Genomic DNA, 20,225 nt, shown 5'->3' on the forward strand with positions numbered 1-20,225 from the left:
AGGATTCCACCGATGTCAGCCTACTTCGCCGAACGCGCCCTGCTACCTACGGGCTGGGCCAGCCATGTGCGTATCGAGGTCGCCAGCGATGGCCGTGTGGCCAGCATCGAGCCTGGCGCTTCGGCCGAAGACGCCGAGCGCCTGGCCGGCCCGCTGCTGCCCGGCATGCCCAACCTGCACTCGCATGCTTTCCAGCGCGCCATGGCAGGCCTGGCGGAAGTTGCCGGCAACCCCAACGACAGTTTCTGGACCTGGCGAGACCTGATGTACCGCCTGGTCGGGCAGATCAACCCAGAGCAGCTTCAGGTCATCGCCCGCCAGCTGTACATCGAGATGCTCAAGGCCGGTTATACCTCGGTGGCAGAGTTCCACTACGTGCACCACGACCAGGCCGGCAAACCCTACGCCGACCCGGCCGAGCTGTCGCGACGCATCAGCGCGGCCGCAGCCGATAGCGGCATTGGCCTGACCTTGCTGCCGGTGCTGTACAGCCATGCAGGCTTTGGCGGCCAGGCGCCGAACGACGGGCAGCGGCGCTTCATCAACTCCACCGGGCAGTACCTGCAGCTGCAAGCCCAGCTCGCCCCGTTGCTGGCCGCGCAACCGGCGCAGCAACTGGGCCTGTGCTTCCACTCGCTGCGGGCGGTGACGCCTGGGCAGATCGCCGAAGTGCTGGCGGCCAGCGACAGGCAGTGCCCAGTGCATATCCACATCGCCGAACAGCAGAAGGAAGTCGACGATTGCCTGGCCTGGAGCGGCCTGCGCCCGCTGCAGTGGCTGTACGAGCATGTGGACGTGGACCGCCGCTGGTGCCTGGTACACGCTACCCATGCCGAACCGGACGAAGTGACTGCCATGGCCCGCAGCGGCGCGGTGGCCGGGTTATGCCTGACCACCGAAGCCAACCTGGGCGATGGGATCTTCCCGGCAGTGGATTTCCTGGCACAGGGCGGGCGCATGGGCATTGGTTCGGACAGCCATGTGTCGCTAAGCGTGGTGGAGGAGCTGCGCTGGCTGGAATACGGCCAGCGCCTGCGGGACCAGCGACGCAACCGCCTGTATCGCGGCGACCAGCCGATGGTCGGGCGCACGCTGTATGACGCGGCGCTGGCCGGCGGCGCGCAGGCGCTGGGTCAGGCGGTCGGCGAGTTGGCAGTGGGCAAGCGTGCCGACTGGCTGGTGCTCGATGGGCAGGACCCCTACATCGCCATGGCGGAGGGTGATGCCATTCTCAACCGCTGGCTGTTTGCCGGCGGCGATCGCCAGGTGCGCGATGTGATGGTGAATGGGCAGTGGGTAGTGCGCCAGGGGCGGCATGCCCAAGAAGAAGAAAGCGGGCGGGCGTTTGCCAAGGTGTTGCGCCAGCTTTTGGGCTGAGCGTACCGGGGCTGCGTTGCAGCCCTTCGCGGGCAAGCCCGCTCCCACAGGGTGGTGGACTGCCCCACAAAACGTCTTGGGGGCAGCCCAGGGTTCAGCGCAGAACCTGTGGGAGCGGGCTTGCCCGCGAAGGGTTGCCACGCAACCCCAAAAAACTCAGTGCATTTTTACAATTTGCTGATCGGACGCCCGCCAGATCAAGCGGCTGGTGTCATACCCCTGCTGCCGCGCCCTGGACAGCAGGTTCTCGCGCTCCCAAGCCGGCAGTGTCGGCGTGCGCGACAGAATCCAAAGGTACTTGCGGTCCGGGCTGCCGACGATTGCCGTGCGGTAGTGGTCGTCCACATAAAGAATCCAGTACTCACCCCGCGCCACGCCAGGCACCAGCCTGGTGAACCAGTTATCGAACTCGACCCACAGCTTGTCGGTGTGCCCCGGCTCCTGGATATTCGCATGCCCTTCCGCGCGAAGCCATTCATCACCCATGGTGCGGCAGCGGTTGAGCACGCCATAACTGCCATCAGGCCTGAGGTTGTAATGGGCCTCGGACTGCTCGCAGCCTTCCTGGAAGCGCATGGGCAGGCGCGCCAGCTCGTACCATTTGCCCTGGTAGCGCTTGAGGTCGACATGGCCGGCGGTTTTCGGCGCCAGCGGGTCGTGCACGGAACCTGCACAACCGCCCAGCAGCAACGCCAGGCATACCCCCATCAGCAGGTACGCACGCCTCATTTGAGGCCCTGCCCGGAATACATCAGCACTTTGTCAGCTGCGTACTGCACGCTGATGAAGCTCTTCTCGTCCCCCCAGGTGCAGCTGCTCATGCCCAACGCGCCAGAACACTCGGTCGGCGTGCCGAGCAACTGCTCGACCTCGGCCTTGTTCATACCGGCCTTGATCTTGGAATAGTTTTCCTGATTGATCTTGCTGCAGGCAGTCAGCACGACGCACAGCGACAACAGGGCGAGGGAACGCAACGACATGAAGGGACACTCCTGAAAGATGATACAGGCGAGTGGCCTGCAGTGACCTTCGACGTGAAAATCCCTCCCAGGTTCCCTGCCCCACCCCCTATCCCCCTACACCATTGGTCGGATGGCCACTATTGTGCGATTAATCACAAAGCATTAATCATGCGCCCAATAAAAAAGGCCGCCCCTAATTGGAGCGGCCTTGCGTCGCGATGCCTGCGCAGCAGGCCCCTTGGGCCTTAGAACCGGGACCCAGGCTCCAGCAAAAAGTCCATCTCTTCGCTGGTGCTCGGCCGCTCCAGCACCAGGTTGCGGTGCGGGAAGCGCCCGAAGCGGGCAATTACGCGCTGGTGCTGTTCGGCATAGTCGAGGAAGCCTTCGAACAGCCGGCGGTTGGCCTCGGGCTGTTCGTCCAGCAGCATTCGATAACGCTCAACGCACAGGTTCTGCCAGTCCAGCACTTCGGCATGCTCCAGTACCAGCAGCACGAACACGCGCTGGATCGGCAGCAGCTGGTAATCCCAGCCCTTCTGCAGGCCCTGCATGGCCACCACCTGAGCACGCCGGTCGCCCTCGAAGGCACGCGGCGTGTCGCGGTAGATCATGCGTGGCAGCTGGTCGAGCAAAATCAGCAGGCCCAGCCAGCCCTGCGGGCTTTGCTGCCACTCTTCGAGCCCACCCGCCAGGGCGTGCTCGACCAAGTCGCCAAAAAGCGCATGGGCGTCGGCATCGTAATGCTTGCCGAACCACAGCGTGCTCTTCTCGTCAGCCACGGCCTGGGCACTGGTGCCCCAACCGAACCACCATTCCAGCAACGGCTGCCAAGGTGCGAGCATGATTTACTCCTTGTGGTAAGCGGTAACGCGCTCGACCTCTTCCTTCGAGCCGAGAATCACCGACACGCGCTGGTGCAGGCTTTCTGGCTTGATGTCGAGGATGCGATCGTAACCGTTGGTGGAAGCGCCACCGGCCTGTTCGATGATGAACGACATCGGGTTGGCTTCGTACATCAGGCGCAACTTGCCCGGCTTGCTTGGTTCGCGGGCGTCACGTGGGTACATGAACAGGCCGCCACGGGTCAGGATGCGGTGCACGTCGGCCACCATCGAGGCGATCCAGCGCATGTTGTAGTTCTTCTTCAGCGGGCCGGTCTCGCCTGCCAGCAGTTCGCCCACATAGCGCTGTACCGGGGCTTCCCAGTGGCGCTGGTTGGACATGTTGATGGCGAACTCGGCGGTGGTCTCCGGTACGCGGATGTTTTCGTGGGTCAGCACGAAGCTGCCCAGTTCGCGATCCAGGGTGAAGCCCTTGACGCCGTTGCCCAGGGTCAGGATCAGCATGGTCTGCGGGCCGTAGATGGCATAACCGGCAGCAACCTGCTCGGTACCTGGCTGCAGGAACGCTTCTTCGTTGAGGCTTTCGTTCTGGCTCAGGTACTGGTTAGGGCAACGCAGAACCGAGAAGATGGTACCGACCGACACGTTGACGTCGATGTTCGACGAACCGTCCAGCGGGTCGAAGACCAGCAGGTAGGCGCCTTTCGGGTACCTGCCCGGGATCTGGTACGCGTTGTCCATTTCTTCGGAAGCCATGCCAGCCAGGTGACCGCCCCACTCGTTGGCTTCCAGCAGGATATCGTTGGAAATCACGTCCAGTTTCTTCTGGACCTCGCCCTGCACGTTTTCAGTGCCCATGCTGCCCAGCACACCACCGAGGGCGCCTTTGGACACGTGATGGCTGATTTCCTTGCACGCACGCGCTACCACTTCGATCAGGAAGCGCAGATCGGCAGGGGTATTGTTGCTGCGGGTCTGCTCAATCAGATAGCGACTCAGGGTAACGCGGGACATGTATGGCTCCGAACGGATTGGGGGGATGAAAAACCCACGCAGTTTACAGGGAGAGTGACGGGCTAGCGAGTGATGAGACTCGCCACGGCTCTCAGACGGCACAATAGGTCGGTAGTTCAGCCTTCGCCAGGCCGGTGGTCTGGTTGTGGGGCGATTCGCGGGCGCGCCCGCGCCTACAGGCTTATGAAGGCCCTGCAGGAGCGGGTTTACCCGCGATCAAGCCAGCACAGGCCTGCCTCAATCCAGCGCCTTCCAGATCTCGGTCGCATACTCGCGAATGGTCCGATCCGACGAGAACCAGCCCATCCGCGCGGTATTGAGCACCGCCTTGCGCCACCACTCCTGCGGTGTGTGCCACAGATCCTCGACCCGGCGCTGAGCATCCCAGTAGGCATCGAAATCGGCACACACCAGGAAGCGATCGTAGGCCACCAGGCCGTCGATCAACCCGGTGTACCGGGAAGGGTCGTCTGGCGAGAACACACCACTGCGAATGGCCTGCAACACATCGGTCAGGCGGTTGGAAGCGGCTATGGCAGCACTGGCGCCAAAATCACCAGCACGCTTGCGCGCTTCAACCTGCTGCGCGGTCAGGCCAAAGATGAACATGTTGTCGGCCCCCACCTGTTCGCACATCTCCACGTTGGCGCCATCCAGGGTGCCAATGGTCAGCGCACCATTGAGGCCGAACTTCATGTTGCTGGTACCGGAAGCTTCGTAACCCGCGGTGGATATCTGCTCGGAAAGGTCTGCCGCCGGGATGATGCTCTCGGCCAGGCTGACGTTGTAGTTGGGCAGGAACACCACCTTCAGCAGGCCGCGCACTGTCGGGTCGTTGTTCACCACCCGGGCGATGTCGTTGGCCAGCTTGATGATCAGTTTGGCCTGGTGGTAACTGGCCGCAGCCTTGCCAGCGAAGATCTTCACCCGCGGCACCCAGTTGGTGCCGGGGTCGTTGCGTATGGCCTGGTACAGTGCAACGGTGTGCAGCAGGTTGAGCAACTGGCGCTTGTATTCGTGAATGCGTTTGACCTGAACGTCGAATAACGCCTCGGGGTTGACCGTGACGCCGATGCGATCCTGAATGATGCTGGCCAGGGCACGCTTGCTGTGCAGCCGCTGGGCAGCGAACTGCTTGCGGAAACCGGGTTTGTCGGCGAACGGCACCAGGCCCGCCAGAAGCGTCTGCGGGTCGTCCTTGAGTTCCGGCCCAAGCGCCTCGACCAGCATCTCGGTCAGCTGAGGGTTGGACTGGTACAACCAGCGGCGGAAGGTAATGCCGTTGGTCTTGTTGTTGATCCGTTGCGGGTAAAGCTTGTGCAGCTCGGAGAACACCGTGCTCTTCATCAACTTGCTGTGCAGCGCCGACACACCGTTGACGCTGTGCGAGCCGAGAAACGCCAGATTGCCCATGCGCACCCGTCGGCCGTTGTCTTCCTCGATCAGCGAAACCGCGCGCAGCACGTCGAAATCGTGCAGGCCTTTGGCCCGCAACGCATCGATATGGTAGGCATTGATCAGGTAGATGATCTGCATGTGCCGCGGCAGCATGCGCTCCATCAGCGCTACCGGCCAGGTTTCCAGGGCTTCTGGCAACAGGGTATGGTTGGTGTAGGCGAGCGTGCCGACGGTCAGCTCCCAGGCCTTTTCCCAAGGCACTTCGTGCTGATCCACCAGCAACCGCATCAGCTCCGCCACCGCAATCGAAGGGTGGGTGTCGTTTAGCTGGATGGCCGCTGCCTCAGGCAGGTTGAGCAGGTCCTTGTGCATGTTCAGGTGGCGCCGCAGCAAGTCCTGCAGCGAAGCCGAGACGAAGAAGTACTCCTGGCGAAGGCGCAGTTCCTGACCGGCCTCGGTACTGTCGGCGGGGTAAAGCACACGCGAAATGCTCTCGGCACGCGCCACTTCAGCCACAGCCCCCAAGTGGTCACCGGCGTTGAAGCGCTCCAGGTGCAGCTCTTCCAGCGCCCGCGCACGCCACAGGCGCAGGGTGTTGACGCTGGATCCACGCCAGCCGACTACCGGCGTGTCGTAGGCCACCGCTCGCACCGTCTCGCCCGGCCACCATACCTGGCGCTGGCTACCGCTTGCATCGTGCACCGTTTCGACACTGCCGCCAAAGCTGATCGGGTAGATCACCTCGGCGCGCTCGAACTCCCAGGGGTTGCCGAAATCCAGCCAGTTTTCGGTCTGTTCCTGCTGCCAGCCATCGACCACGGCCTGACGGAACAGCCCGTGCTCGTAGCGGATGCCGTAACCATGGGCAGCGATACCCAGAGTAGACATGCTCTCCATGAAGCACGCAGCCAGACGGCCAAGGCCACCATTGCCCAGCGCGGCGTCCGGCTCGAGCAGGCGAATGCGTTCGAGGTCCACATTCAGCCCTTCCAGCGCATCGCGGGCGACGTCCAGCAGGCCTAGGTTGCTCAGGCTGTCGTACAGCAAGCGGCCGATGAGAAACTCCAGGGAAAGGTAGTAGACACGCTTCTGGCTGCGCCGATAGGCCTGCCGGGTGTGATCCATCCAGTGGTCGACCATGTGATCGCGCGCGGCCAGAGCAATGGCTTCGAACCAGTCATGGTCGAAGGCGTGCTCGGGGTCCTTGCCGACCGCGTAGGTCAGCTTGTTCAGTACAGCAGCGCGAAAATCCGCGACTTCGGCGTCACGTGCTTTGGGTTCCTGGGACATGCGGCATCCTCGGGCAAGTTGACGAAAGCGGAGGGAGAGTGTTCAGACTAGACCCTTCGACAGAGAGCGACAGTTACGGTTCGCAGTTTTCATGCCCACTCTGCGATTCCGGCAAAAGGTTGTTCATAAATTGAACAATTCCGGTATCATCGCGCGCCCCAAGACCGTGATCCACCCTATAAAGATGAAAACGACCCTGATCGCCGCGGCCGAAGTCGACCGCCTGGAGACCTGGCAGCGCTATACCAGCAACATGTGCCATGGCTGCCATTCGACCTGCTGCACCCTGCCGGTGGAGGTGAAGATCAAGGATCTGATCCGTATCGGCGTGGTCGACGAGTTCGAAAAAGACGAACCCCCCAAGAACGTGGCCAAGCGCCTGCAAAAAGAAGGCATCATCGAGCGCTTCAACCAGAAGTCCGGGATCTTCACCCTGACCCGGATGAGCAACGACGACTGCATGTACCTGGATCGTAAAAGCCGGCTATGCACCATTTATGACAAGCGCCCGGATACCTGCCGCAACCACCCCAAGGTCGGGCCACGGCCGGGGTATTGCGCCTACAAGCCCAAGGTGGTTGGGCGTTGAGTCTTGCGCCGGGGCATAAATCGAGCGCCGCGCGGGCGGCGCTCGATTCTGTGGCGATGCCGAGTTGGGCATGAAGCACTGAACCCACCGCTCCCATTTCAACCAGCGGGGAAGCTCCGGCAAGCACCACCCTGATCCGCTGGTGGATGCTCAGGATAAGTCTGCGGCAAAACGCTGACCGGGCTGGTGACAACGAAACCATCAGCAAACCGCGCCTCTACGAACCGCGCCTGCCAGCCTTGCGCCGGCGGCGCCCAGTCAAGGCTGAACGCCTCACTGGGGATGATCGTCTGCGATGTGTAGCGTACCCCACAGGCATGGCGGAAGTCCCGATCCAAGGGGTTAGCCGCAGTCCATACCTTAACTGCTACAGGCATTTCCGAAAGCCGTACCAGCACATGCGCAGCTCCTTCGCCCGGAGCCACTTGCACGCGAGGCATCGGCAGGCTGGCCTGGATACGCTGAACCATCGGCACGAGGGTAGTGACAACATGCGCACGCACGCCCCCATGGTCCGAGTTCGGCAGCACCCTGAGGCTGGTCTGGCCAGGCAGGCGCTGCAGGTAGTCCGTGGCGTGATCAGGGGCGAAGAAATCATCCCCGCTGGCGGACACCAGGTATTTCGGTATCTTCAGGCGAGCACCCGGCTCATCCAGGTACTGCATCGGGTCCATCAGTGCCATCAACCGAGCGAAGGCCGGGCTGCCCAACTGCTGCAATACCTCCGCAGCCTGATAGGGCCAAAGCGCCAATGGCCATGAACCACCGTACCGCTTGCGCAAGCCCTCCAGCATGCTGGAAGTGTCGGCAACATCGATGACGCTGGGCACGATGGCAACTACCCGATCATCGGCCATGGCCGTCAGCCATGCACTCCAACCGCGTTTCGAGGCACCGGTGATGATGAACTGTTCGAGGCGTAGCTCGGGCAACGCGTCAGCCATGAGGTCCATGCCCCTGCTGGCGACAGCGGCCATTGGCACATGCAGCGGCAGCTCCGGGGCAGCCGCTTCGTTACGCAGCCAATGCGCCCAGGTGTGGGCCACGGCATCATCCTCGCGCATCGGCGCTTGTGCATCACGGAAGGTCACATACTGGTTGGGCACATCGCTGATCGACGCCACAACAGTCTGTGTCTGCACGGCAATGGCACTCAACGCCTCGGACGAGTAGTCAGGGATTTGTTGTTCCTCACCAAACCTCACACCGTTATTGACTACTACCAACGCTTTCTCCGCCAATGCCACGTCTGGCACGAACAGTTCGACGCGGTGCTCCCACAGGCGGGGCTCAACAACGGGCTCAGGCGACCAGGTCTGTGAGGTCATCCGGTATTTATACAGCGTATAGCCCTGTGCGGGTGTCTTCTGCTCCAACTGGTACTGCAAGGGTGCCTGTCTCACCTTCTCGACATGACAGCGGGCTATTTCCTGCGGTCGCAACGCGCTACACGCCTGCTGGGCACTGGCCTGAAAACTGACGGCGAGACACGGAATAAACAACAGGTAACGACAATTCATGTTCCAAGCTCCAAAGAAAGAGCCAGCCAACCTAAGCACGGCTTCTGATTGTCACAAGGCTCCTCGGTTTGCCGTCGAACAAGCACCTGCAAAACACAGTCGCTTCCTACTGGAGCTTTCCACAAGGCAAACAAAAACGCCCCCGGCCTTTCGACCGGGGGCGTTTTCATTCAGCCTGAGCTAACTCAGTTCTTGGCTTTCTTGGCTGCGCGGGTACGCTCGCCTTCGTCCAGGATCTTCTTGCGCAGACGGATCGACTTAGGCGTCACTTCGCACAGCTCGTCGTCCTGGATGAATTCCAGGGCCTGCTCGAGGGTGTGGCGAACTGGCGGTACCAGGGCGATGACTTCGTCTTTGCCCGAAGCACGCATGTTGTCGAGCTTCTTGCCTTTGGTCGGGTTCACGCCCAGGTCGTTGTCACGGCTGTTCAGGCCGATGATCTGACCGTTGTAGATCTCCTGGCCGTGTTCAACGAACAGCTTGCCGCGAGCCTGCAGGGTTTCCAGCGAGTAGGTCAGTGCCTTGCCGGTCTCGACCGAAACCAGTACGCCGTTGAGGCGGCCGGACATCTGGCCCGACTTCATGGTGTCGTAGCGATCGAAGATCGAGGTCAGGATGCCTGCACCGTTGGTCAGGGTCAGGAACTGGTTACGGAAACCGATCAGACCACGGGCTGGAATGTTGTACTCCAGACGAACGCGGCCCTTGCCATCCGGAACCATGTTGGTCAGGTCGCCTTTACGCAGACCCATCTCTTCCATGACCTTGCCCTGGGATTCTTCAGGGATGTCGATGGTGACGTTCTCGAACGGCTCCTGCTTCACGCCGTCGACTTCGCGGATGATCACTTCAGGACGGCCCACGGCCATTTCGAAGCCTTCACGACGCATGGTTTCGATCAGCACCGACAGGTGCAGCTCACCACGGCCCGAAACCTTGAACTTGTCAGGGGAGTCGGTCTCCTGAACGCGCAGGGCAACGTTGTACAGCAGCTCCTTGTCCAGACGGTCCTTGATGTTACGGCTGGTGACGAACTTGCCTTCTTTACCGCAGAACGGCGAGTCGTTGACCTGGAAGGTCATCGAAACGGTCGGCTCGTCAACGGTCAGCGGCTTCATCGCTTCTACCGCATCCGGGGCGCACAGGGTGTCGGAGATGAACAGCTCATCGAAACCGCTGATGCAGACGATATCGCCAGCCTGGGCTTCTTCGACGTCAACGCGGTGCAGACCGTGGTGACCCATCAGCTTCAGGATACGGCCGTTGCGCTTCTTGCCGTTGGTGTCGATGGCGACAACCGGGGTGTTCGGCTTGACGCGGCCACGGGCGATACGGCCAACACCGATAACGCCGAGGAAGCTGTTGTAGTCCAGTGCGGAGATCTGCATCTGGAACGGGCCGTCGCGGTCAACAGACGGAGCTGGTACGTTGTCGACGATCGACTGGTACAGCGGGGTCATGTCTTCGGCCATGGCAGTGTGGTCCAGGCCGGCAATGCCGTTCAGGGCCGAGGCGTAGACCACTTTGAAGTCCAGCTGTTCGTCGGTAGCACCGAGGTTGTCGAACAGGTCGAAGATCTGGTCCAGAACCCAGTCAGGACGTGCGCCCGGACGGTCAACCTTGTTGATCACGACGATTGGCTTCAGGCCGGCTTCGAAAGCCTTCTTGGTCACGAAGCGGGTTTGCGGCATCGGGCCGTCCTGGGCGTCGACCAGCAGCAGCACGGAGTCGACCATCGACATTACACGCTCAACCTCGCCACCGAAGTCGGCGTGGCCGGGGGTGTCGACGATGTTGATGTGGTAGCCGTTCCAGTTGATGGCGGTGTTTTTCGCCAGAATGGTAATACCGCGCTCTTTTTCCTGGTCGTTGGAGTCCATGACGCGCTCGTCGTTGAGCTCGTTACGCTCCAGAGTGCCGGACTGACGCAGGAGTTTGTCGACCAGAGTGGTTTTACCATGGTCAACGTGGGCGATGATGGCGATGTTACGCAGATTTTCGATCACAAGTGTATCTCGATCAGAGGATTCGGTTGCCGCCCAGTGTAGGCGGCCAATATGTACCGTTTAAGGCTCAGCGGGCCCGGCGGTCGGGAGGGCGATGGCGAATACTGCCGCCATACAGCCCCGGCGTCTTATGTCGGACGATAAACACGCACATTGGCATGTCCCTCACTGAGCAGATGGTGTGCGTGCAAACGGCTCATCACACCCTTGTCGCAATACAGCAAGTACTGGCGCGTGGGGTCCAGGTGCTTGAACTTGCTGTTGATGGCGTAGAACGGCATGGTCTGGACTTCGATACCTTCCAGCACCAGAGGTTCGTCTTCCTGGGCATCGGGGTGGCGAATGTCGATGACGATCTGGCCTGGCAGCGCCTCGGCCACTTCCTCGATTTCGATGTCCTTGCCCAGCTCATCGATCACATGGTCGATGGAAATGAACTTGGCGCGCTCAAGAGCGCGCTCCAGCACGGCCATGTCGAACTGCTTTTCTTCGTGCTCCATGCGGTGACGCTTGGCATGGGTGGTCGGGTTTACCGAGATCACGCCGCAGTACTCCGGCATGTGTTTGGCAAAGTCCGCGGTGCCGATTTCGGTGGCCTGGTCGATGATGTCCTGCTTGTGGCTGGCCAGCAGCGGGCGCAGCACCAGCTTGTCGGTGGCCGAGTCGATGATCGACAGGTTCGGCAGGGTCTGGCTGGACACCTGGGAAATCGCTTCGCCGGTCACCAGCGCGTCGATCTGCAGGCGGTCGGCCATATGGGCGGCGCCGCGCAGCATCATGCGCTTGAGGGTCACGCCCATGTAGCTGTTGTCGACCTTGTTGAGGATCTCGCCAACCACTTCTTCGAACGGCACGCTGATGAACAGGACGCGCTGGCTGCTGCCGTACTTTTTCCACAGGTAGTGGGCCACTTCCATCACGCCCAGCTCGTGGGCACGGCCGCCGAGGTTGAAGAAGCAGAAGTGGGTCATCAGGCCGCGGCGCATCATCTGGTACGCCGCAACGGTGGAGTCGAAACCACCCGACATCAGCACCAGGGTCTGCTCCAGGGCACCCAGCGGATAACCGCCGATGCCATTGTGCTGGTTGTGGATCACGTACAGGCGCTGGTCGCGGATTTCGATGCGCACCAGCACTTCAGGCTTTTTCAGCTCGATCCCGGCGGCGCCACACTGCTGGCGCAGCTGGCTGCCGACGTAACGGTCGACGTCCATCGAGGTGAAGTCATGGTGGCCACCGCGCTTGCAGCGCACGGCGAAGTGCTTGCCGGCCAGCAGGTGGCCGAAGTGGTGCTTGCACTTGGCGACGATGTCGTCGAAGTCACCCAGCGGGTATTCCTCTACCTGCAGGAAGTGGGTGATACCCGGGGTGCAGGTGAGGCGTTCGATCATCTCGCGCTGGACTTTTTCGTCTTCGACGCGGGTGACCACCTCGAGATTGTCCCAGACACCATCGACCGCGAGCTCAGGGTCGAGATCCTTGAGCACGTTGCGGATGTTCTTGCCAAGCTGGCGGATGAAGCGCTTGCGCACCGGCCGGCTTTTGATGGTGATTTCTGGGAAGACTTTGACGATAAGTTTCATTGGTTAACAGCGCGCGCAGGGCCTGCCGAAAATGAGGGGCGCGAATTATATCGGAAATTGCTCAGGATTTGACCAACTTTTGATCAGAAGCTTTGAGATAAATGCAGAGGCCAGGTTTTGCAGTGCCTGTTCCGGCCCTTTCGTGGGTAAACCCGCGCCTACGGGCGGTGCAAAGCCCGTAGGAGCGGGTTTACCCGCGAAGAGGCCCAAGAAGCTGGCACACCACTTATGCAACGCACCCTATTGGTGCGATACGATCAAAAAACGCATCGTAAGGGTGCACTTTTACCCGCTAACCCAACGCCAAATGCCCGCAAACGCCCCCTTTTATCCCACCCTCGCCATTTTCGGGCACTGGCATGCAATTTGCTCCCTTGTGAGGCAGGTAAGCTTGGCCGACTATCCGCGCCCGGCAACACCCTTTTTCCAGGGCAGCGGCCCACCGCGCTCTAGACCATCCGGAGGACAACATGTCGAAGTCGGTTCAACTCATCAAAGATCATGACGTCAAGTGGATTGATCTGCGTTTCACGGACACCAAAGGCATTCAGCACCACGTGACCATGCCGTCGCGTGATGCGCTGGACGAAGACTTCTTCGAAGTCGGCAAGATGTTCGACGGTTCCTCCATCGCTGGCTGGAAAGGCATCGAAGCGTCCGACATGATCCTGATGCCGGTCGACGAAACCGCCGTTCTGGACCCGTTCACCGAAGAACCAACCCTGATCATCACCTGCGACATCGTCGACCCGTCGAGCATGCAGGGCTACGACCGCGACCCACGCGCCATCGCCAAGCGCGCTGAAGAGTACCTGAAGAGCACCGGCATCGGTGACACCGTATTCGCCGGCCCAGAGCCTGAGTTCTTCATCTTCGACGAAGTGAAGTTCCACTCGGACATCTCCGGTTCGATGTTCAAGATCTTCTCCGAGCAGGGCTCGTGGATGACCGGCGCTGACGTGGAAGGCGGCAACAAAGGCCACCGTCCAGGCGTGAAAGGCGGCTACTTCCCGGTTCCGCCGTTCGACCACGACCATGAAATCCGTACTGCCATGTGCAACGCCCTGGAAGAAATGGGCCAGACCGTTGAAGTTCACCACCACGAAGTGGCGACTGCCGGCCAGAACGAAATCGGCGTCAAGTTCAACACCCTGGTGAAGAAGGCTGACGAAGTACAGGCGCTGAAATACGTCGTGCACAACGTTGCCGATGCTTACGGCCGTACCGCCACCTTCATGCCGAAGCCACTGTACGGCGACAACGGCTCGGGCATGCACGTGCACATGTCGATCTGGAAAGACGGCAAGAACACCTTCTCGGGTGAAGGCTATGCCGGCCTGTCCGACACCGCCCTGTACTTCATCGGCGGTATCATCAAGCACGGTAAGGCCCTGAACGGCTTCACCAACCCGTCGACCAACTCGTACAAGCGTCTGGTTCCAGGCTTCGAAGCCCCGGTAATGCTGGCCTACTCGGCTCGCAACCGTTCCGCCTCGATCCGTATTCCTTACGTTGGCAGCCCGAAAGCCCGCCGTATCGAAGCACGCTTCCCGGACCCATCGGCCAACCCGTACCTGGCGTTCGCGGCCCTGCTGATGGCTGGCCTGGACGGCATCCAGAACAAGATCCACCCAGGCGACGCGGCCGACAAGAACCTGTACGACCTGCCGCCAGAAGAAGCCAAGAACATCCCGCAAGTGTGCGGCAGCCTGAAAGAAGCTCTGGAAGAGCTGGATAAAGGCCGTGCGTTCCTGACCAAGGGCGGCGTGTTCTCCGACGACTTCATCGATGCCTTCATCGAGCTGAAGAGCGAAGAAGAAATCAAGGTCCGTACCTTCGTACACCCGCTGGAATACGAGCTGTACTACAGCTGCTGATCTGATTGGCGCCTCGCGCCGATGACATGATCACAACGGCCTCCCTCGGGAGGCCGTTTTTGTTTTCATACATGCGAATCAGAACGCCCCTACAAGCAGCAGTTGGTCAACTGCGCACAATCCATTCTCCCTCTGTATGGAGAACACCATGCGCCTGGCCATCACGTCACTTTGCTTGCCGTTTGCCTTGATCGGCTGTATCGCTCCTGAAGCCTCCCAGCCTGAATTCAACCCACTCCTGTCCAACATCGAGTACCGACTGGACCTGGCCAGCTCGGTTGCACTGCACAAGTGGGAACACAACCTTGCCGTAGCAGCGCCCGAGCGCGAGCGCGAAGTCCTTGCCCTGGTGCGCCAGCAGGCTGCCGACCATGACCTCAGCCCTGAACGCGCCGCAGCTTTCTTCAGCGACCAGATCGAGGCCAACAAGCTGATGCAATACACCTTGCTCGATCGCTGGGTCACGCTAGAGCAGAGGCCATCAGCAGCCGTCCTTGATTTGGTCGACCAACTGCGGCCTCGCCTGGACAAGCTTCAGACAACGCTTCTATTCGAGTTGGGGCGCTTCGACCGGCACCCTCCAGAGGACTGCGCGCGTAAACTCGCCAACGCCCTGCACGCCCGCACCAATGACCCGATACGCCACCTCACCCTGGTCCGCGCAACCGCACAGCTGTGCCCGAAACACTAGGCGCGCCAATGCTCTATATTGGTGCATAACAACGCCAAACGCTCCGCCATGCACCCCAAAACAGGTCGCGCGGAGCGCCCGCTCAGCAAATTTTGATCCGATTGAGCGCAAATCCAGGCCTTTCTCAGCTATTTCCGCTTCTTTTCGGAGCCTTGGTTTGTTTCTTGCATTTTTTGCAGGAAGAGAGTCTCGCATCAGCGGATCCACAGCACGCTCGGATCTGGCCCCAAGTGCCAGGCAAGCGCCAAACGAGGTCAACGACGCCTTATGACCATCAGCGATGCACAGCACCGTCTGCTTCTGGACAACCTGACCACCGCCACGTTGCTGCTCAACGCCGAGCTGCGCCTGGAGTACATGAACCCGGCGGCAGAAATGCTGCTGGCCGTCAGTGGCCAGCGCAGCCATGGGCAGTTCATCAGCGAGCTGTTCACCGAATCGACCGAGGCGCTCAGTTCGCTGCGCCAGGCGGTCGAGCAGGCGCACCCATTCACCAAGCGTGAAGCGCAGCTTACATCGCTGACCGGGCAGACCATCACCGTCGACTACGCGGTAACGCCGATACTGCATCAAGGCCAGACCCTGCTGTTGCTCGAAGTGCACCCGCGGGACCGGCTGCTGCGCATCACCAAGGAAGAGGCCCAACTGAGCAAGCAAGAAACCACCAAGATGCTGGTGCGCGGCCTGGCCCACGAAATCAAGAACCCCCTTGGCGGCATCCGCGGAGCGGCCCAGCTACTGGCCCGCGAACTGCCCGAGGAAGGGCTGCGCGACTACACCAACGTGATCATCGAAGAGGCGGACCGTTTGCGTAACCTGGTCGACCGCATGCTCGGCTCGAACAAGCTGCCGTCGCTGGCCATGACCAATATTCACGAAGTGCTGGAGCGGGTGTGCAGCCTGGTCGATGCCGAAAGCCAGGGGTGCATCACTTTGGTGCGCGATTACGACCCAAGCCTGCCGGACGTGCTGATCGACCGAGAACAGATGATTCAGGCCGTACTCAACATCGTGCGCAACGCCATGCAGGCGATCAGCTCGCAGAATGAGCTGCGCCTGGGTCGCATCACCTTGCGCAGCCGCGCCCTGCGCCAGTTCACCATCGGCCACGTGCGTCACCGCTTGGTAGCGCGGGTAGAGATCATCGACAACGGCCCGGGCATCCCGCCGGAACTGCAGGAAACCCTCTTCTATCCCATGGTCAGTGGCCGCCCGGACGGTACCGGGCTGGGCCTGGCCATTACCCAGAACATCATCAGCCAGCACCAGGGCCTGATCGAGTGTGAAAGCCACGCTGGCCATACCGCCTTCTCGATTTACCTGCCTCTGGAACAAGGAGCCACCGCCTCATGAGCCGAAGTGAAACCGTATGGATCGTCGACGATGATCGCTCCATCCGCTGGGTCCTGGAAAAAGCCCTGCAACAGGAAGGCATGACCACCCAGAGCTTCGACAGCGCAGACGGTGTCATGGGACGCCTGGCACGCCAGCAACCCGACGTGATCATTTCCGACATTCGCATGCCTGGCACCAGCGGCCTCGACCTGCTGGCGCAGATCCGCGAGCAGCATCCGCGCCTGCCGGTCATCATCATGACCGCCCACTCCGACCTGGACAGCGCCGTGGCCTCGTACCAAGGCGGTGCCTTCGAGTACCTGCCCAAGCCATTCGACGTCGACGAAGCGGTATCACTGGTCAAGCGCGCCAACCAGCACGCCCAGGAGCAGCAAGGCCTGGATGTGCCACAGAACCTGGCGCGCACCCCGGAGATCATTGGTGAAGCCCCGGCGATGCAGGAGGTGTTCCGCGCCATCGGCCGCCTCAGCCACTCCAACATCACCGTGCTGATCAATGGCGAGTCCGGCACCGGCAAAGAACTGGTGGCCCACGCCCTGCACCGGCACAGCCCACGAGCAGCATCGCCGTTCATTGCCCTGAACATGGCCGCCATCCCCAAGGACTTGATGGAGTCGGAGCTGTTCGGCCATGAGAAAGGCGCCTTCACAGGTGCTGCCAACTTGCGTCGCGGCCGTTTCGAGCAAGCCGATGGTGGCACGCTGTTCCTCGACGAGATCGGGGACATGCCTGCCGACACCCAGACCCGCCTGTTGCGTGTGCTGGCCGATGGCGAGTTCTACCGCGTAGGCGGCCATGTGCCGGTCAAAGTCGACGTGCGCATCATCGCCGCCACCCACCAGAACCTGGAGTCACTGGTTCAGGCCGGCAAGTTCCGTGAGGACTTGTTCCACCGCCTGAACGTGATCCGTATCCACATTCCGCGCCTGGCTGACCGCCGCGAAGATATCCCCGCCCTCGCCCGCCACTTCCTTGCACGGGCGGCCCAGGAGCTGGCAGTCGAGCCGAAGATCCTCAAGCCGGAAACCGAAGAGTTCATCCGCAACCTGCCATGGCCTGGCAATGTGCGGCAGATGGAGAACACCTGCCGCTGGATCACCGTGATGGCCTCCAGCCGCGAAGTGCTGATCGGCGACCTGCCACCAGAACTGCTGAACCTGCCACACGATGCCGCGCCGGTGACCAACTGGGAGCAGGCCCTGCGCCAGTGGGCCGACCAGGCCTTGGCGCGCGGGCAGACCAGCCTGCTGGACAGCGCAGTGCCGAGCTTTGAGCGGATCATGATCGAAACAGCACTCAAGCACACCGCCGGCCGCCGTCGCGATGCGGCGCTGTTGCTGGGTTGGGGGCGCAATACCCTGACACGCAAGATCAAGGAACTGGGGATGAATGTGGCTGGGGGGGATGATGAGGAAGGTGATGACCACTGAGCTCTGAATTAGCTTCTAGATTGCTGGGGCTGCTTTGCAGCCCATCGCGACACAAGGCCGCTCCCACAGGATCACTTCTGCCCCCAGGCTGATGCGATCCTGAGGGAGCGGCCTTGTGCCGCGATGGGGCGCAAAGCGGCCCCAGCCATTTCAGCCTTCTGAATGCACCGTTCCTGTGCCGGCTGCACCTCTCGAAGGCACAAATCCCCTCAAAATCCGGCCAAATAACCCGCAAAGCCCAGTATTCACGGCTTTTGCAAAACTGGCACGCCCCCTGCAATAAGCAATACATCTCCAGTTTCGGGGGCCCTGGTACAGGCAGGCCGGGTGAACCCCTCTTTTATTTGCAGCACCGCCGCTTTTGGGGACCTCGGTACAGGCAGGCCGGGAAATCCCCCCTTTATACGCAGTACCCCTTTTGGGGACCCTGGTACAGGCAGGCCGGGATATCCCCTCTTTTATTCGTGCAGTTTCACTTGCACCCGCCAGCGCCCAGCGTCCTCTGCACCGGCCCATTCGCCGTGCAGAGGGCGCGCGGCCACCACCGTCAGCAACAAACCTTCCTTGCTGTGCTGTACCCGCCAGCTAACCGGCTTGCCCTGCAGGCTGAGCTGCCCTTGCTGAGCCTTGCCCTGGGCCTGAAACAGCAACGCCACCGTCCCTTCCACGTTCTCGCCATGCAGCTTGGGCTCTTCGTTGAACCACAGCTCCAGGCCATCCTGCATCACTTGCACCTGCTGCAGCTCACGCTCGTCCGGTGTAGTCAGGCGACCGATCATCAGCCCTACCATCAAGCCAACGATCGCCAATGACAGCATCACCCGTGGGAAGGCCTTCGAACGCACGTCCGGTTCAGGGGTAGAATGCCCGTCATCTTCACGTTTGGAGCCGTGCATGTTTCACGTCATCCTTTTCCAACCAGAAATTCCGCCGAATACCGGCAACATCATTCGCCTATGCGCCAACAGCGGCTGCGCCCTGCACCTGATCGAACCCATCAGCTTCGAACTGGATGACAAGCGCCTGCGCCGCGCAGGGCTGGACTACCACGAGTATGCCACGCTCAAGCGCCACGAGAGCTTGGCCGGATGCCTGGAAAGCCTTGGCAACCCACGGTTGTTCGCCTTTACCACCAAGGGCTCGCACCCGTTCCACGAAGTGGCCTTCCAGCCAGGCGACGCCTTCCTGTTCGGGCCAGAGAGCCGCGGGCTGCCGGCCGAGGTGTTGGACAGCCTGCCGGCCGAGCACCGACTGCGCCTGCCGATGCGGCCAGGGTGCCGTAGCCTGAACCTGTCCAATACCGTGGCGGTGACGGTGTATGAGGCGTGGCGGCAGAACGGGTTTGCCGGGAGCTGATGTGTTGCCTGTGTGGGCCTCTTCGCGGGTAAACCCGCTCCTACACAGGTCGAGGGAACGGCGCGATCCCCTGTAGGAGCGGGTTTACCCGCGAAGAGGCCCACACAGGCAACAAAAAAGCGCCCGAAAGGCGCTTTCTTGATACCGGCAGTTATTACTGCACAGTAGGCGCTTCACCCGCTTCCTGCATACGCTGCATTTCTTGCGCGTACAGGGCGTCGAAGTTGACCGGCGACAGCATCAGCGCCGGGAACGAACCGCGGGTCACCAGGCTGTCCAGGGCCTCACGAGCATAAGGGAACAGGATGTTCGGGCAGAACGCACCCAGGGTGTGGCTCATCGAAGCCGCATCGAGGTTGGCGATCAGGAAGATACCGGCCTGCTGCACTTCAGCAATGAAGGCCACTTCGTCACCGTTCTTGACGGTAACCGACAGGGTCAGTACGACCTCGTGGAAGTCGCCTTCCAGGGATTTCTGCTTGGTGTTCAGGTCCAGGGCAACGCTCGGTTCCCAGGTCTGACGGAAGATCTGCGGGCTTTTCGGGGCCTCGAACGACAGGTCGCGCACATAAATACGTTGCAGGGAGAACTGAGGGCTGTTGTCTTCTGCAGCAGCGCCGTTGGTCTGTTGGTCAGTCATGTCAGATCCTTATCCTAATGTTTTTGAATGCAGTGCAAATCAGGCCGCCAGCAACGCGTCGAGCTTGCCCGCGCGCTCCAGGGCATAGAGGTCATCGCATCCACCGACATGGGTGCTGCCGATCCAGATCTGCGGCACCGACGTACGGCCGGCTTTCTGACTCATCTCGGCGCGAACCTGCGGCTTGCCGTCGACCTTGATTTCCTCGAAGGCCACGCCCTTACTCTCGAGCAGGTACTTGGCGCGCATGCAGTAGGGGCAGTAGTCGCTGGAGTAGACGATGACAGGCTTCAT

General features: G+C 61.2%; 18 protein-coding genes. 7 read left to right on the plus strand and 11 right to left on the minus strand.

From position 1 onward, the window contains the following. Positions 1-12: 12 nt before the first annotated feature. The gene (locus tag FQ668_RS24505) at positions 13-1,377 is read left to right on the plus strand and encodes a formimidoylglutamate deiminase (RefSeq protein WP_014592685.1); all 1,365 of its coding nucleotides are present in this window, start codon (positions 13-15) and stop codon (positions 1,375-1,377) included. A 156-nt stretch (positions 1,378-1,533) separates the two neighbouring features. Here the strand turns inward: FQ668_RS24505 and FQ668_RS24510 are convergent, their stop codons facing one another. From FQ668_RS24510 to FQ668_RS24530, 5 genes are all read right to left on the minus strand, one after another. Continuing rightward, positions 1,534-2,106, minus strand: a complete 573-nt coding sequence (locus FQ668_RS24510) for a lipocalin family protein (protein ID WP_004576931.1) — start codon at positions 2,104-2,106, stop codon at positions 1,534-1,536. Beyond that, positions 2,103-2,357, minus strand: a complete 255-nt coding sequence (gene bamE, locus FQ668_RS24515; RefSeq protein ID WP_003249234.1) for an outer membrane protein assembly factor BamE — start codon at positions 2,355-2,357, stop codon at positions 2,103-2,105. The genes FQ668_RS24510 and bamE overlap by 4 nt, the downstream gene beginning before the upstream one ends. Positions 2,358-2,584: 227 nt before the next feature. Beyond that, positions 2,585-3,181 carry a DUF924 family protein gene (locus tag FQ668_RS24520; protein ID WP_014592686.1) on the minus strand — a complete coding sequence of 199 codons (597 nt, stop codon included), beginning with the start codon at positions 3,179-3,181 and terminating at the stop codon, positions 2,585-2,587. Between the two features lie 3 nt (positions 3,182-3,184). Then, positions 3,185-4,195 (minus strand): class 1 fructose-bisphosphatase, encoded by a 1,011-nt coding sequence (locus tag FQ668_RS24525; RefSeq protein WP_010955595.1) that lies wholly within the window; start codon positions 4,193-4,195, stop codon positions 3,185-3,187. 237 nt (positions 4,196-4,432) lie between these two features. Continuing rightward, positions 4,433-6,883, minus strand: coding sequence for a glycogen/starch/alpha-glucan phosphorylase (locus tag FQ668_RS24530; RefSeq protein ID WP_014592687.1), 2,451 nt, complete (start codon positions 6,881-6,883; stop codon positions 4,433-4,435). Between the two features lie 184 nt (positions 6,884-7,067). Here FQ668_RS24530 and FQ668_RS24535 point away from each other — a divergent pair, with 184 nt between their 5' ends. Further along, a complete protein-coding gene (locus tag FQ668_RS24535; RefSeq protein ID WP_003249225.1) occupies positions 7,068-7,472 on the plus strand; it encodes a YkgJ family cysteine cluster protein in 405 nt (134 codons plus the stop codon). Positions 7,473-7,570: 98 nt separating this feature from the next. On the opposite strand, the gene FQ668_RS24540 is transcribed toward FQ668_RS24535, so the two are convergent. The 3 genes from FQ668_RS24540 to thiI form a co-directional block, all read right to left on the minus strand. Further along, positions 7,571-8,992 carry a PhoPQ-activated pathogenicity-related family protein gene (locus FQ668_RS24540; protein ID WP_014592689.1) on the minus strand — a complete coding sequence of 474 codons (1,422 nt, stop codon included), beginning with the start codon at positions 8,990-8,992 and terminating at the stop codon, positions 7,571-7,573. A gap of 185 nt (positions 8,993-9,177) precedes the next feature. Further along, positions 9,178-10,998, minus strand: a complete 1,821-nt coding sequence (gene typA / locus FQ668_RS24545; protein ID WP_010955599.1) for a translational GTPase TypA — start codon at positions 10,996-10,998, stop codon at positions 9,178-9,180. A 128-nt stretch (positions 10,999-11,126) separates the two neighbouring features. Then, positions 11,127-12,581, minus strand: a complete 1,455-nt coding sequence (gene thiI / locus FQ668_RS24550) for a tRNA uracil 4-sulfurtransferase ThiI (protein WP_014592690.1) — start codon at positions 12,579-12,581, stop codon at positions 11,127-11,129. Between the two features lie 470 nt (positions 12,582-13,051). Between thiI and glnA the strand changes: the two genes are divergently transcribed. The 4 genes from glnA to ntrC all read left to right on the plus strand — a co-directional run bounded on the left by glnA (position 13,052) and on the right by ntrC (position 17,935). Beyond that, positions 13,052-14,458: a type I glutamate--ammonia ligase gene (glnA, locus tag FQ668_RS24555; RefSeq protein WP_003249219.1), complete on the plus strand. Its 1,407-nt coding sequence runs from the start codon at positions 13,052-13,054 to the stop codon at positions 14,456-14,458. 148 nt (positions 14,459-14,606) lie between these two features. Continuing rightward, positions 14,607-15,149 carry a gamma subclass chorismate mutase AroQ gene (aroQ, locus tag FQ668_RS24560; protein ID WP_019437301.1) on the plus strand — a complete coding sequence of 181 codons (543 nt, stop codon included), beginning with the start codon at positions 14,607-14,609 and terminating at the stop codon, positions 15,147-15,149. Between the two features lie 267 nt (positions 15,150-15,416). After that, positions 15,417-16,502 (plus strand): nitrogen regulation protein NR(II), encoded by a 1,086-nt coding sequence (gene glnL, locus FQ668_RS24565; RefSeq protein WP_010955600.1) that lies wholly within the window; start codon positions 15,417-15,419, stop codon positions 16,500-16,502. Continuing rightward, positions 16,499-17,935: a nitrogen regulation protein NR(I) gene (gene ntrC / locus FQ668_RS24570; RefSeq protein ID WP_010955601.1), complete on the plus strand. Its 1,437-nt coding sequence runs from the start codon at positions 16,499-16,501 to the stop codon at positions 17,933-17,935. The genes glnL and ntrC overlap by 4 nt, the downstream gene beginning before the upstream one ends. A gap of 458 nt (positions 17,936-18,393) precedes the next feature. Here ntrC and FQ668_RS24575 read toward each other — a convergent pair whose 3' ends face one another. Further along, positions 18,394-18,831, minus strand: coding sequence for a hypothetical protein (locus tag FQ668_RS24575; RefSeq protein ID WP_010955603.1), 438 nt, complete (start codon positions 18,829-18,831; stop codon positions 18,394-18,396). On the opposite strand from FQ668_RS24575, the gene trmL reads away from it, so the two are divergent. Then, positions 18,830-19,291: a tRNA (uridine(34)/cytosine(34)/5-carboxymethylaminomethyluridine(34)-2'-O)-methyltransferase TrmL gene (gene trmL, locus FQ668_RS24580; RefSeq protein ID WP_003249209.1), complete on the plus strand. Its 462-nt coding sequence runs from the start codon at positions 18,830-18,832 to the stop codon at positions 19,289-19,291. The two genes, FQ668_RS24575 and trmL, sit on opposite strands and share 2 nt — an antisense overlap. A 154-nt stretch (positions 19,292-19,445) precedes the next feature. Here trmL and secB read toward each other — a convergent pair whose 3' ends face one another. Then, positions 19,446-19,931, minus strand: coding sequence for a protein-export chaperone SecB (secB, locus tag FQ668_RS24585; protein WP_014592692.1), 486 nt, complete (start codon positions 19,929-19,931; stop codon positions 19,446-19,448). A gap of 39 nt (positions 19,932-19,970) precedes the next feature. Then, positions 19,971-20,225, minus strand: a complete 255-nt coding sequence (gene grxC / locus FQ668_RS24590) for a glutaredoxin 3 (RefSeq protein WP_003249204.1) — start codon at positions 20,223-20,225, stop codon at positions 19,971-19,973.

It is taken from the genome of Pseudomonas sp. Kh14 (genome assembly GCF_900291005.1).
Lineage (GTDB): Bacteria > Pseudomonadota > Gammaproteobacteria > Pseudomonadales > Pseudomonadaceae > Aquipseudomonas > Aquipseudomonas alloputida.